At 44.4% G+C, this 13,640-nt stretch carries 13 protein-coding genes, 1 tRNA gene and 1 riboswitch; of the genes, 10 read left to right on the forward strand and 4 right to left on the reverse strand.

All coding sequences use genetic code 11. The features are described 5' to 3' along the window. The 3 genes from rsxB to V1U08_RS16915 form a co-directional block, all read right to left on the reverse strand. The gene (gene rsxB, locus V1U08_RS16905; RefSeq protein ID WP_014232538.1) at positions 1-597 is read right to left on the reverse strand and encodes an electron transport complex subunit RsxB; all 597 of its coding nucleotides are present in this window, start codon (positions 595-597) and stop codon (positions 1-3) included. A gap of 3 nt (positions 598-600) precedes the next feature. After that, positions 601-1,179 (reverse strand): electron transport complex subunit RsxA, encoded by a 579-nt coding sequence (gene rsxA, locus V1U08_RS16910; RefSeq protein WP_014232537.1) that lies wholly within the window; start codon positions 1,177-1,179, stop codon positions 601-603. A gap of 338 nt (positions 1,180-1,517) precedes the next feature. Continuing rightward, positions 1,518-1,593, reverse strand: a tRNA-Asn gene (locus V1U08_RS16915). A gap of 570 nt (positions 1,594-2,163) precedes the next feature. On the opposite strand from V1U08_RS16915, the gene uvrB reads away from it, so the two are divergent. The 3 genes from uvrB (at position 2,164) to luxU (ending at position 6,228) form a co-directional block, all read left to right on the forward strand. Further along, complete coding sequence (gene uvrB / locus V1U08_RS16920) at positions 2,164-4,194, forward strand: excinuclease ABC subunit UvrB (RefSeq protein WP_065299959.1); 2,031 nt, start codon at positions 2,164-2,166, stop codon at positions 4,192-4,194. Positions 4,195-4,480: 286 nt separating this feature from the next. Further along, a complete protein-coding gene (gene luxO / locus V1U08_RS16925) occupies positions 4,481-5,887 on the forward strand; it encodes a quorum-sensing sigma-54 dependent transcriptional regulator LuxO (RefSeq protein WP_014232535.1) in 1,407 nt (468 codons plus the stop codon). After that, positions 5,884-6,228, forward strand: coding sequence for a quorum-sensing phosphorelay protein LuxU (luxU, locus tag V1U08_RS16930; RefSeq protein WP_081281019.1), 345 nt, complete (start codon positions 5,884-5,886; stop codon positions 6,226-6,228). Before luxO ends, luxU begins: the two co-directional genes overlap by 4 nt. A gap of 78 nt (positions 6,229-6,306) precedes the next feature. Here luxU and V1U08_RS16935 read toward each other — a convergent pair whose 3' ends face one another. Next, positions 6,307-7,203: a YvcK family protein gene (locus tag V1U08_RS16935; protein WP_014232533.1), complete on the reverse strand. Its 897-nt coding sequence runs from the start codon at positions 7,201-7,203 to the stop codon at positions 6,307-6,309. Positions 7,204-7,383: 180 nt separating this feature from the next. Then, a riboswitch (molybdenum cofactor riboswitch) is annotated at positions 7,384-7,521 on the forward strand. Between V1U08_RS16935 and moaA the strand changes: the two genes are divergently transcribed. From moaA to oppB, 7 genes are all read left to right on the forward strand, one after another. Then, complete coding sequence (gene moaA / locus V1U08_RS16940; RefSeq protein WP_330471065.1) at positions 7,510-8,499, forward strand: GTP 3',8-cyclase MoaA; 990 nt, start codon at positions 7,510-7,512, stop codon at positions 8,497-8,499. (Overlaps the previous riboswitch by 12 nt.) A gap of 100 nt (positions 8,500-8,599) precedes the next feature. Then, positions 8,600-9,112 carry a molybdenum cofactor biosynthesis protein B gene (moaB, locus tag V1U08_RS16945; RefSeq protein ID WP_014232531.1) on the forward strand — a complete coding sequence of 171 codons (513 nt, stop codon included), beginning with the start codon at positions 8,600-8,602 and terminating at the stop codon, positions 9,110-9,112. A 27-nt stretch (positions 9,113-9,139) separates the two neighbouring features. Continuing rightward, entirely contained in the window at positions 9,140-9,619 is a 480-nt protein-coding gene (moaC, locus tag V1U08_RS16950; RefSeq protein WP_014232530.1) for a cyclic pyranopterin monophosphate synthase MoaC, read from the forward strand. Continuing rightward, positions 9,616-9,873, forward strand: a complete 258-nt coding sequence (gene moaD / locus V1U08_RS16955) for a molybdopterin synthase sulfur carrier subunit (protein ID WP_020335669.1) — start codon at positions 9,616-9,618, stop codon at positions 9,871-9,873. Before moaC ends, moaD begins: the two co-directional genes overlap by 4 nt. 1 nt (position 9,874) lies before the next feature. After that, positions 9,875-10,330: a molybdopterin synthase catalytic subunit MoaE gene (gene moaE / locus V1U08_RS16960; RefSeq protein ID WP_020335667.1), complete on the forward strand. Its 456-nt coding sequence runs from the start codon at positions 9,875-9,877 to the stop codon at positions 10,328-10,330. 561 nt (positions 10,331-10,891) lie between these two features. Continuing rightward, the gene (locus V1U08_RS16965) at positions 10,892-12,577 is read left to right on the forward strand and encodes an ABC transporter substrate-binding protein (RefSeq protein WP_243974183.1); all 1,686 of its coding nucleotides are present in this window, start codon (positions 10,892-10,894) and stop codon (positions 12,575-12,577) included. A 129-nt stretch (positions 12,578-12,706) separates the two neighbouring features. Continuing rightward, on the forward strand, positions 12,707-13,627 hold the full coding sequence (gene oppB / locus V1U08_RS16970; protein ID WP_014232526.1) for an oligopeptide ABC transporter permease OppB: 921 nt from the start codon (positions 12,707-12,709) through the stop codon (positions 13,625-13,627). The last annotated feature ends 13 nt before the right edge of the window (positions 13,628-13,640 follow it).

A 13,640-nucleotide genomic window follows, 5' to 3' on the forward strand; every position in this document is an offset into this window, starting at 1 on the left:
TTAATTAATTGAATCTTTCACGTTCGCTGCATCTTTGGCAGCATCCGTAATATCCACAACTGGAATGGTATTAAGTTTCCACTTCCAGCTGTCTGTGGTGGTTGCCACAGGAATCATTTCAATACAGTCAGTCGGACATGGCGCTACGCACAAGTCACAACCAGTACATTCTTCTTTGATAACGGTATGAAGGGCCTTGGTGCCACCAACAATGGCATCGACAGGACAAGCCTGAATGCATTTGGTACAGCCAATGCACATGTCTTCATGAATGAACGCGACCGTAGGAACTTTATTATCAAGATCGTGTGCCGACTCTTCTGGCTCTACGCCCATGAGATCGGCTAGCTTTTCTATTGTTGCCTGACCGCCAGGAGGACATTTGTTGATATGGTCACCATTAGCAATCGCCTCTGCATATGGGCGACAGCCTGGATAGCCACATTGGCCACACTGGGTTTGAGGTAAAATAGCATCGATTTGATCGACGATAGGGTCCGCCTCAACTTTGAAGCGAATAGAAGCAAATCCGAGGATGGCTCCGAAAATCGCAGCAAGCACAGCGAGTGCGATGATCGCAATTAGAATTGTACTCATCGTTTACTTCACCAAACCAGTAAAGCCCATAAAGGCAAGCGACATCAAACCAGCAGTGATCATAGCGATAGAGGCCCCTTTAAAAGGAAGCGGTACATCTGCGGCAGCAATTCGCTCACGCATAGAGGCAAATAGAATTAATACCATAGAAAAACCAACTGCTGCACCAAAGCCATAAATGATAGATTCGATGAAGTTATGGTTCTCATTGATATTGAGCAGCGCAACACCAAGTACCGCACAGTTAGTGGTAATGAGCGGTAAGAAGATGCCGAGTAGGCGATAGAGTGTCGGGCTGGTTTTGTGCACAACCATCTCTGTGAACTGAACCACAACAGCGATAACCAAGATGAAACTCATGGTTCTTAGATATTCGATACCTAATGGGCGAAGGATGTAGCTTTCTACTAAATATGAACACACCGACGCGAGCGTTAGCACGAAAGTGGTTGCTAAGCCCATACCTATTGCTGTTTCCAGTTTTTTGGACACGCCCATAAACGGACAGAGGCCCAAAAATTTTACCAGTACAAAGTTGTTTACCAGCACAGTGCCGACTAACAACAAAACATATTCGGTCATAGTTTTTACGTTCTTAAAATCCGATCCCAATATTATCGTGTTTTGTGACACCAATAACAACCAGTGAACGATGTGGTTTTATATACACGGTGGAAAAATAGCCGTCTATGTGATTCAGATAGATGAATTTTTATCGAAATAAGAGATTTGGTGAATGATTTGTAAGACAAAAGAGTAGAAGAGGATTGTTGCTTAAGCAGATTTTGACGCATCTTGTCGGAAAGTGACTCAGGAGGCTAGGTGGCCCCAAATTCGGTCTGAGACATTTACTTGGAACAAATCATTCGCAGCTTGGAAACGAAAAAGCCGCGTCTTGCGACACGGCTTTTTCTGAAATTTGGCTCCCCCTGCGGGACTCGAACCTGCGACATACGGATTAACAGTCCGCCGTTCTACCAACTGAACTAAGGGGGAATTGCTTTGCTTGAAAGCGGGGCAAATCTTACCGACCCCAAAATCTACTGTCAACAGGAATAAAATACATTTTTTTGAAAAAATATCACGGTTGGCTCTTTACTTTTTTGTATGGCTTACCAGTAAAGGGCTAGGGTTACTTATCCACTAAATTTGTGGATAAGTGTGTTGATGAAATCTGAGTAAAGTTAATTGATATGCAACACGGTTTATTTTTTCTGCATTTGTAAGCAGGATTATGCACTAATTAGGCAGATAATACAGAGGTTTATTGGTAATCGAGTAGAAATAGTCAAAGTGGATAAAAATTAGACTTTAGGGGATAAGCTTACTTTGTACTGCTTTTTGGGGAAAAGTTGTGGAAATATGATAAATGATATTTGAGAATAATCATTGACTAGGGCGACGTACTATATCAGAGCATGTCAGGTAAGGCTATAGCGAGTTGTACAAAGGCATAAATTTAATAGTAATGGTCGATAATACTCCGACAGGCATAGATTTCATTGACTAAGGTGTATATATAGTGTGTATATATACAGTTGGTCCGTAGTAGAGTTAAGGAACGGTATGAGCAAAGTTTATGAGCTGGTTTCTAGTTATCAGCCATCAGGAGATCAACCCGATGCAATTAAGCAATTACTTGAGGGGTTAGACTCGGGTTTAGCACATCAGACACTGTTAGGTGTGACAGGTTCAGGTAAGACATTCACATTAGCGAATGTGATCGCTCAAGCGCAACGTCCTGCAATTTTGCTCGCACCTAACAAAACTCTGGCCGCGCAGCTTTATGGAGAGATGAAGTCATTTTTCCCGAATAATGCGGTTGAGTATTTCGTTTCTTACTACGATTACTACCAGCCAGAAGCTTATGTGCCAACCACCGATACGTTTATCGAAAAAGACGCATCTGTTAACGCTCACATTGAACAGATGCGATTATCCGCGACCAAAGCGTTATTAGAGCGTAAAGATGCCATTATCGTCGCGTCGGTCTCTGCCATTTACGGTTTGGGTGATCCTGAGTCTTATCTGCAAATGATGTTGCATTTACGTCGTGGCGACGTGATCGACCAACGTGACATGCTTCGTCGCTTGGCTGAGCTGCAATACTCACGTAACGATGTAGCCTTTGAGCGAGGCCAGTTTCGCGTTCGTGGTGAAGTGATTGATATCTTTCCTGCTGAATCCGATCAAGATGCAGTTCGAGTTGAAATGTTTGATGACGAAGTCGACTGCATCAGCGTGTTTGACCCACTTACCGGAGTTGTGAAACAGCGCGATTTACCGCGTTATACCATCTATCCGAAAACGCATTACGTTACGCCTCGCGATCGCGTCCTAGAAGCGATTGAAAATATCAAAGTGGAACTCGAAGTACGTAAAAAGCAGTTATTGGACAACAATAAGCTGTTGGAAGAACAACGTATCAGTCAGCGCACACAGTTCGATATCGAGATGATGAATGAGCTTGGATTCTGCTCGGGAATCGAAAACTACTCTCGTTACCTCAGTGGTCGCGCTGAGGGAGAGCCGCCACCGACACTTTTTGATTATCTACCACATGATGGTTTATTGATTATTGACGAGTCACACGTAACCGTCCCACAAATTGGCGCCATGTATAAAGGTGACCGTTCTCGTAAAGAAACGTTGGTGGAATTCGGGTTTCGTTTACCTTCAGCACTGGATAACCGCCCGCTTAAATTTGAAGAGTTTGAGTCGCTTGCGCCGCAGACTATTTTTGTTTCTGCGACACCGGGTAACTATGAACTCGAAAAATCCGATGGCGATATTGCTGATCAAGTTGTTCGCCCTACGGGATTACTTGATCCTATACTGGAAGTTCGTCCCGTCGCGACGCAGGTCGATGATCTGCTTTCCGAGATTCGTATTCGTGCGGTGAAAGATGAACGAGTCCTCGTCACAACGTTGACCAAACGCATGGCAGAAGATTTGACCGAATACCTGCATGAACACGATGTTCGCGTACGTTATCTTCACTCCGATATTGATACCGTAGAGCGTGTCGAGATTATTCGAGATCTTCGACTAGGCGAATTTGACGTGCTTGTCGGTATCAACTTATTACGAGAAGGTTTGGATATGCCGGAAGTGTCGCTGGTGGCGATATTGGATGCTGATAAAGAAGGCTTCTTGCGCTCGGAACGCTCACTGATCCAGACTATCGGCCGTGCTGCTCGAAACATCGAAGGTAAGGCCATTTTGTATGCCGACTCCATCACCAAGTCGATGAAGAAAGCGATGGATGAAACCAACCGTCGTCGTGAGAAGCAGCAAGCGTACAATGAAGAAATGGGGATTGTACCGCAGGCATTGACGCGCAATATCAAAGACATCATGGAGCTAGGTGATATAACTAAGTCCAAACGTCAGCGTACTGGTAAACAGGTTCCATTATCGAAAGTCGCGGAGCCGTCTCAGTCTTATGAAGTGATGTCGCCACAACAGTTGGAAAAAGAAATCAGCAGACTGGAAGCAGCGATGTACCAGCATGCTCAAGACCTTGAGTTTGAGCTGGCGGCTGAAAAACGTGATGAGATTGAAAAACTGCGTGCTCAGTTTATCGCTAATAGCTGAGCTTAACGTTAATAACTGATTAACCTGATATGGCAGGCAAAAAAAGAAGCCAATAGGCAGTCGTTTCTATTGGCTTTATTTGCGAACATAATGTTCACTAACAACGTCAGTTGGCTAGGTGACCCGAGGGGTCATAGTTATTCGAGCATGATTTATGCCAACTTCTTAACTTATTGATCTCTGTTTTTATTGATCTAAATTGCCCCTGATTTATGTATTGTTATTTGCATAATGCAAAGCGTAATGCGATTATTGTTTAAAAGATTACAAAAAAGCTAGCTAGGTTATGCAACAACAAACTACTAAAGATCCAAAGGCTCGTTATCTGCTAATGGTCGAGGATACTGCGTCGGTTGCGGCGTTGTATCGCTCTTACCTGACGCCACTAGGTATTGACATCAATATTGTCGGTACCGGGCGTGATGCGATCGAAAGCCTGAAACATCGTATCCCCGACCTTATTCTGCTTGATCTTCGTCTGCCTGACATGACGGGTATGGACGTTCTGCATGCAGTGAAACAAAGTCACCCAGACGTTCCTATCATCTTTATGACTGCACACGGCTCTATCGATACTGCGGTAGAAGCGATGCGTCATGGCTCTCAAGACTTTTTGATTAAACCGTGTGAAGCCGACCGATTACGTGTCACGGTGAACAATGCGATACGAAAAGCGACCAAGTTAAAAAACGAAGCGGATAATCCCGGAAACCAGAATTATCAGGGTTTCATCGGTAGTAGCCAAACCATGCAGCAGGTTTACCGCACCATTGACTCAGCCGCGAGCAGTAAGGCGAGTATTTTCATTACTGGCGAAAGTGGTACGGGTAAAGAGGTGTGCGCCGAAGCTATCCATGCCGCAAGCAAACGAGGTGATAAACCATTTATTGCGATTAACTGTGCAGCGATCCCTAAAGACCTGATTGAAAGTGAGTTATTTGGTCACGTAAAAGGCGCGTTCACTGGCGCGGCGAATGATCGTCAAGGTGCGGCTGAATTAGCGGATGGCGGCACGCTTTTCCTTGATGAATTGTGTGAAATGGATTTGGACTTACAGACCAAGTTGTTGCGATTTATCCAGACTGGTACCTTCCAGAAAGTCGGCTCCTCAAAAATGAAAAGCGTGGATGTGCGCTTTGTGTGCGCCACCAACCGTGACCCTTGGAAAGAGGTTCAGGAAGGGCGCTTTCGTGAAGACCTATATTACCGCTTATACGTAATACCATTGCATCTTCCACCTTTGCGTGAGCGTGGCGAAGACGTTGTCGAAATTGCTTATTCTTTATTGGGTTATATGTCTCATGAAGAGGGGAAAGGCTTTGTACGCTTTTCGCAAGAAGTGATAGATCGATTTAATAACTATGAATGGCCCGGTAACGTACGTCAGTTACAAAACGTGCTTCGCAATATCGTGGTGTTAAATCACGGTAAAGAAATTACTTTGGATATGCTTCCGCCTCCATTGAATCAACCTTTGGAGCGTAAGACATCAAGCGCCACAGTTGAGTCTCAAGTGATGACAGCCTCGGACATTGTGCCACTGTGGATTACGGAAAAAACGGCGATTGAACGCGCAATTGAAGCGTGCGACGGTAATATTCCTCGAGCGGCAGGGTATCTAGATGTCAGCCCATCGACGATTTACCGTAAGCTACAAGCATGGAACAGCAAGGATGAGCGGCAAAAGGTATGAGCATGAATATACTTAACCAAAAGAAAATAGACGATCTGTCCATGGAGATTGGCAGCGACAATGTACCAGTGTTGCTTGATATTTTTTTAGGTGAAATAGACACTTACATTAGAAACTTGTCTCAGTTCGATGACGCCGATCAACTGGTATATTTGAAAGAAATCAGCCATGCGTTAAAAAGCAGTGCTGCCAGTTTTGGTGCTGATCGTTTGTGTGACTTAGCAATCTCTATTGATAAGAAAGCGAAAGCGGGAGAGTTGGTGGTAGAAGGAGAAGAAGCCACTACCATGATCGACGTTCTGCGCGATACACAAGAGGTTTACCGCTCCTGGAGCCTATAACCGACAAGAAGTGACAGCAAAGTTTAAAAGTAAAGCCCTTCACATTTCAGTGAAGGGCTTTACCGTTTCTGGATAAGATTAACTCTGGCTAACAAGTTGATCTTCGATGGCTTTCTTGAGTTTATTACGGTCATGACGCCAGTCGCGATTGCTTGAAGCCAGTGACTCGGTGACCACATTCCATCTATCGAGCACTTCTTGTTCTGCTTTTTCAGCAAGAACGACATCGATTTTTCTGCCTTGCAATGCGCGCTCACACCATTCTAATTTTTGCTCCATGCTCATACGGCCGGCAGGACCATATTCCGGACTCAAGTTCGCGACAAAAATGACTTTGGCGTTTTTATTGTTGGCGATCGCTTTACCTAGCTCTGGCAATAACAGCGGTGGCATGATGCTGGTCAGAAAGCTTCCCGGCCCCAGAACAATGGCATTGGCCTCTGATAATGCTGCCACTGCTTCTTTTGTTGCGGGTACTTCAGGAGAAAGGTCTAAACGGCGAAGGTCAGCCTCCATGTGGTCGACATTGGTTTCTCCGGTGACCCATTTGCCATCGACAGATAGGGCAGACAGATCGGATGGGTGCTCTGACATAGGTAGAATATTCACATCGACTTTAAGCATATTGCGAATAAGATTTATGGCATCCAATGGACGGACCGAAAGGTTGTCCAGAGCGGTGAGCATTAAATTACCTAAATTGTGACCATCAAGTTCGCCACTGCCCTTGAAGCGATACTCGAACATCATTGAACTGATAGATGGTTCCGTGATCAGCTGGTTGATACAGTTGCGCATATCACCCCAAGCGATACCACCCTGACAATGACGAATTCGGCCAGTGGAGCCGCCATTATCCGTGGTAGCGACGATGCCCGTCGCGTTGCCACGAAAATCGCTCAGTGCTGCTAACATTCTACCTAAACCATGGCCACCGCCAACTGCGACTACTTTGTTATCCGTATAGATACTCATACGTTACATTCTTCTAATAAAATTCGTAAAAACGGCTACAATTTAACGTAATGAGTGCACTAACGGTACTCACTTAGCGGTAAATTGTGTGACTTGAGATATTTTTTAGTGCTCAAGTCTGGATTCCCTTATAAATATTCAGTATTTTACACAGCAAAGCTATCAGAGTTTTACTTTCTCTGGTTGCCATAACTCCGAGCTCACAACACTAAGTTCGATTAAGGATAGGTGTTCTGAGCCAGTGGCATACTGCCACAAGGGCTTGGTTGGAAATGACCACGCCTCCCGTGTTTGGAAAGGTGTTCCGTGGCGCAACAATTCGAAGACAAATTTCATCGTAAATTCTATTACTTACGTCTGTCTGTAACTGACGTTTGTAATTTCAAATGTACCTATTGCCTGCCTGATGGTTATAAACCTTCGGGCAAAAAAAACTCGTCTTTTTTATCGCTACCTGAAATTAAGCGGGTAGTCACCGCGTTTGCAGATTGTGGTACTTCAAAAGTCCGCATTACTGGCGGTGAGCCAAGTTTACGTAAGGACTTTACTGACATCATCCATACTGTCGCAACGACACCTGGTATCGATAAAGTCGCGACAACGACAAATGGCTATCGCATGGCCAAACAGGTCGCAGACTGGCGCGAAGCTGGCCTCACGCACATCAATGTGAGTGTGGATAGCCTTGACCCACGCATGTTCCATCAAATCACGGGTGAAAATAAGTTCACCGAAGTGATGAATGGTATCGAGCGTGCGTTTGAAGTCGGCTATGAACAAGTGAAGGTGAACGTGGTTTTGATGAAAGATCTCAACCATCACGAGCTACCTGCCTTCCTCAACTGGATCAAAGATAGACCAATTCAATTGCGTTTTATTGAACTGATGCAGACGGGGGAAATGGATGACTTGTTTAATAAGCACCACGTTTCTGGTGTCGCGATCCGTAATCAGCTCATTGCTAATGGATGGTTACTGAAAGTCCGTTCTCACAATGATGGTCCTGCTCAGGTATTTGTTCACCCGGATTACAAGGGTGAAATTGGGCTAATTATGCCTTATGAGAAGGACTTTTGTGAGAGCTGTAACCGGCTTCGTGTTTCTGCCATGGGTAAGCTGCATCTGTGTTTGTTTGGCGAGCATGGCATTGACTTACGTGACCTTCTGCAAGGTGATGAACAAGAGAATGAGTTAATTGAGCGTATTCAAGCTCAGCTGCAGACTAAGTCTGTCAGTCACTTCTTGCATGATGGCAACACTGGGATGACGCCTCATCTCGCGTCCATTGGCGGCTAACATCACACAACTTTTATAGAGGAAGCTCGCGGGCTTTCTCGATGATATTTCCTGAATCGATATAACGAATCCAAGCTAACTTTAGAGAATAGGTGAACTAATGGGTCACGCTGAAAGCAAATTTCAACCTGCAAATATTGCCGTTCTAACGGTATCTGACACTCGTACTGAAGAAAATGATACATCAGGTCGCTACCTTGTAGAACATGCCCAGGAAGCCGGTCACAATGTCGTTGATAAGCAAATCGTCATTGATGATATGTATAAGATTCGAGCGATTGTTTCTCAATGGATCGCAGACGAAAACGTGCAAGCGGTCATGATCACCGGTGGTACAGGTTTTACTTCTCGTGACAGCACTCCAGAAGCACTTAAGCCGCTTTTTGATAAAGAAGTGGAAGGCTTTGGCGAGTTATTCCGTATGGTTTCTTATGAAGAGATTGGCACATCGACTATCCAGTCACGTGCAATTGCTGGTTTTGCTAACCATACCGTCATCTTTGCTATGCCAGGGTCTACTGGTGCATGCCGCACTGGTTGGACGAAAATAATCAAGCAGCAGATGGACGCAAGTCACCGCCCTTGTAACTTTATGCCACACCTATCTGTATAACCTTTTCTACTAAGTGAAGGAAAAGCAATGACCCAATTTACACACATTAATGCATCCGGCGAAGCTAACATGGTCGATGTTTCAGCGAAAACGGAAACGGTCCGTGAAGCAAGAGCAGAAGCATTTGTGCACATGGCACCAGAAACACTCGAGTTGATTGTCTCTGGCCAACATCATAAAGGCGATGTGTTTGCTACCGCACGTATAGCAGGTATTCAAGCCGCGAAAAAAACCTGGGATCTGATTCCGCTTTGTCATCCGCTTTTACTGTCTAAAGTTGAAGTTCAGTTAGAAGCAATTGAATCGGAGAGCAAGGTTCGTATCGAGTCTGTTTGTAAACTTGCAGGTAAAACAGGCGTAGAGATGGAAGCGTTAACGGCGGCTTCTGTTGCAGCGTTGACTATTTATGACATGTGTAAAGCGGTGCAAAAAGATATGGTCATTGGTCAGGTTCGTCTTCTTGAGAAGACGGGCGGAAAATCAGGACACTTCAAGGCAGAATCATGATTAAAGTACTTTTCTTCGCTCAGACACGTGAGTTGGTGGGAATCGACAGTGTTGATTTAGAAGGGCAGTTTGAAACGGTAGAAGCGGTTCGTGCTCATTTGGTCGAAAAGGGCACGGAAAAAGACGGCAAGTGGGACTTAGCTCTCGAGCCCGGAAAGCTACTTGCAGCAGTTAACCAGTCTATTGTGCCGTTAGATACTGAAGTGAAAGCGGGAGACGAAGTGGCATTCTTCCCGCCAGTGACTGGAGGTTAAGATGGATCCTCGTGTTTCTGTACAGGCTGAAGATTTTTCTGTCGATCAAGAATACCAAGGTTTGTCCGAAGGAACGTCTTCTGGTGCCGTCGTGACATTTATCGGTAAAGTGCGCGATATGAACTTAGGCGATAACGTTGTTGGCCTGCATCTAGAACATTATCCTGGTATGACAGAAAAGAGCCTTATCGACATTTGTAATCAGGCTGAAGATCGTTGGCCATTACTTGGTGTGCGTGTTATCCACCGTATTGGTGATTTGGATATCGGTGATCAAATTGTTTTTGTTGGTGTTTCTAGCGCTCATCGAGGTGCGGCATTTGAAGCGTGCGAATTCATTATGGATTATCTAAAAACGAAAGCACCATTTTGGAAAAAAGAACGCACAACGACTGAAAATCGCTGGATTGAATCAAGAGACACTGATCACAAAGCTGCACAGCGTTGGCAAAAGTAGAGTAGAAAGTGTTTCTCGCACAATGAAAGTTAAAAGCTAAGCATTACAGGTGCTTAGCTTTTTTTATATTTACCTTTTTATATATAAAGGTTGTACGTTTATTGCCCACATAAAACGCAAGCTATTCGTCTCTATTACTCCATAAATTTGCACAATATTGGATCGCTCTAAACAATACATAAGCAAACGTTTGCTAAGTTCTTTGTGTCAGAAGTGTTAAGTTTGTGCATATGCTTAGTATATGATGCTGCTAATTGGTTTAAATTTAGATTAATCGAAACTTTAATCTGTTGAGGAGAGATTGAGCTAGCCATTGGACTAGCAAAATGTTTTTAATTAGCTTTTTTTGCTGGATTTGTGCGACAGATACAGGATTATCGGTCTTTTTGCTACATTTTTATGGCAAATAACTTCAATGATTGCTAATGTGTGCCGCAGTCTTTGTATGGTTTTAGGTTCTTGGTGCTTAGTTTTGGCGCTAAAAAGATCTAAATCACAGCCCGTTTTTGTGAACCTACAAAGAGGTCATGGATGCTAACAAAAAAATTTGGAGTTTTACGCATGTATAAGAATAAAATCACGCGCGCTTTATTCATTGGCGCTGGTCTTTCTCTAGCTCTTGCTGGTTGTGGTGGTGATAAGCCAGAAGAGAAGCAAGCAGCTCAGCCTGCTCCTGCACCAGCCCCTGCCTCTGAAGCGAAATCTGATTCTTCGGAGCCAAAACTTGCTGCGGTTCAAGAATTAGTGCGTGGTAACGGTACAGAAGTAGCGACAATCGACCCACACAAATCACAAGGTGTTCCTGAATCTCACGTGATTCGCGATCTACTTGAAGGCCTTGTAAACCAAGATGCAGATGGTAATACCATCCCTGGTGTTGCTGAATCTTGGGAAACTGCAGACAACAAAACATTCACTTTCCACCTACGCAAAGACGCAAAATGGTCTAACGGCGATCCTGTTACGGCCGGCGATTTCGTCTACAGCTTCCAGCGTGCAGTCGATCCTGCAACCGCTTCTCCATACGCTTGGTACATGGAATACACCAAGATGAAGAATGCGAAAGACATCGTTGCTGGTAAAAAAGATAAAAGCGAGCTAGGTGTGAAAGCGGTTGACGACCAGACGTTGGTTGTTGAGCTTGATACTGCAGTACCGTACTTCGTTATGATGATGGGCCACACAACGGTTAAACCAGTTCACCAAGCTACTGTTGAAAAATTCGGTGATCAGTGGACCAAACCAGAGAACTTTGTAGGTAACGGCGCATATGTTGTTGATAACTGGGTTGTGAACGAGCGCTTAGTATTGAAGCGTAACGAGCAATACTGGGACAACGAACACACGACTTTGGATAAAGTTACGTTCCTACCTATCGAAAACCAGGTAGCGGAAATGAACCGTTTCCTAGCAGGTGAAATCGACTTTACCAATGAACTGCCAACTGAGCACTTCAAGCGTCTGCAAAAAGAACATCCAGAAGAAGTTTCTGTAACGGGTAACCTTTGTACCTACTACTACATCTTCAACACTAAGAAAGAACCGTTTGATGATGTTCGTGTTCGTAAAGCGATCTCTTACGCAATTGACCGTAACATCGTAACGGATGCGATCCTAGCTCAAGGTCAAAAGCCTGCTTACTTCCTAACGCCTGAAATCACAGCAGGCTTCAACCCTGAAACTCCAGCTTACGGCAAGATGACTCAGGCAGAACGTGATGCAGAAGCTGCCCGTCTTCTAGAAGAAGCTGGTTACGGCAAAGATAACCCACTGAAATTTAATCTTCTTTACAATACTTCAGAGAACCACAAGAAAATTGCGGTTGCTCTAGGTTCAATGTGGAAGAAGACTCTGGGTCTTGACGTCACTCTAGAAAACCAGGAGTGGAAAACTTACCTATCTTCTAAAGATGCGGGTGACTTCGAAGTAGCTCGTGCAGGTTGGTGTGGTGACTACAACGAAGCTTCGTCATTCCTGACGCTAATGATGAGTAACAACACCACTGGTGGTATTCACTACGATAGCAAAGAGTACGACGAGATCATGAACAAAGCATTTGCTTCTACATCAGATGAACAGCGTCAAGCACTATACTTGGAAGCTGAGAAGTTGATGGCGAAGGATATGCCAATTGCACCTATCTACCAGTACGTGAAATCACGTCTACTGTCTCCTAAAGTTGGTGGCTTCCCAGCTAACAACGCAGAAGAAAAGATCTACTCAAAAGACCTATACATCACTGAGTAAATCTTAATCAGATAGAATTATAAAAAATTAGGCACTGCATGTGAGAGATCGCATGCAGCGCCTATGTTGTGTCCAAAATTTGGACATTTGGTTTTCATTTACACTGTCACAGACTGAAAGAGTGAGTTTATGCTTAAATTCATCGCAAAAAGGATATTTGAGGCGATCCCAACAATGTTGGTTTTGATCACCGTATCTTTCTTTCTCATGCGTTTTGCTCCGGGAAATCCATTCTCGACAGAGCGTCCATTACCACCAGAAGTTATGGCTAACATCGAAGCTAAATATGGCCTAGATAAGCCTGTATTCGAGCAATACACGACTTACTTGTTTAACGTTATCCAAGGTGACTTCGGACCGTCATTTAAGTACCTGGATTACTCAGTTAATGAATTGATTTCTGTTGCGTTACCTGTATCTGCAAAAGTCGGTTTCATTGCCTTCATTTTCACCCTGATAATGGGGGTGACGGTTGGCACAATAGCCGCTTTAAAACAGAATACCTGGGTCGATTACACGATTATGTCAACGGCGATGATAGGCGTTGTTATGCCATCATTCGTATTGGCTCCGGCACTGATCTACCTATTCTCACTTCACTGGCATCTTTTCCCTGCTGGCGGCTGGCAAGATGGTGGCTTGAAGTATCTCGTACTTCCAGTGATTGGTATGTCATTGCTTTACGTTGCAACATTCGCACGTATTACTCGTGGCTCGATGATTGAAACATTAAACAGTAACTTTATTCGTACCGCACGCGCGAAAGGTCTAAGTTACCGTTACATCATCCTTAAGCACGCACTTAAGCCAGCACTACTCCCTGTCGTTTCTTACATGGGTCCTGCTTTCGTAGGTATCATTACCGGTTCTGTTGTTATCGAAACCATCTTTGGTCTACCAGGCATTGGTAAGCTTTTCGTTAACGCTGCATTTAACCGTGACTACTCGCTAGTAATGGGTGTAACCATTCTGATTGGTTTCCTATTTATCTTATTCAACGCGATTGTCGATATCCTACTAGCAATGATTGACCCGAAAATTCGCTACTAACAGGGAAGTTTGG

The sequence above is a fragment of the Vibrio sp. YYF0003 genome (assembly GCF_036350715.1).
Classification (GTDB): Bacteria; Pseudomonadota; Gammaproteobacteria; order Enterobacterales; family Vibrionaceae; genus Vibrio; species Vibrio natriegens.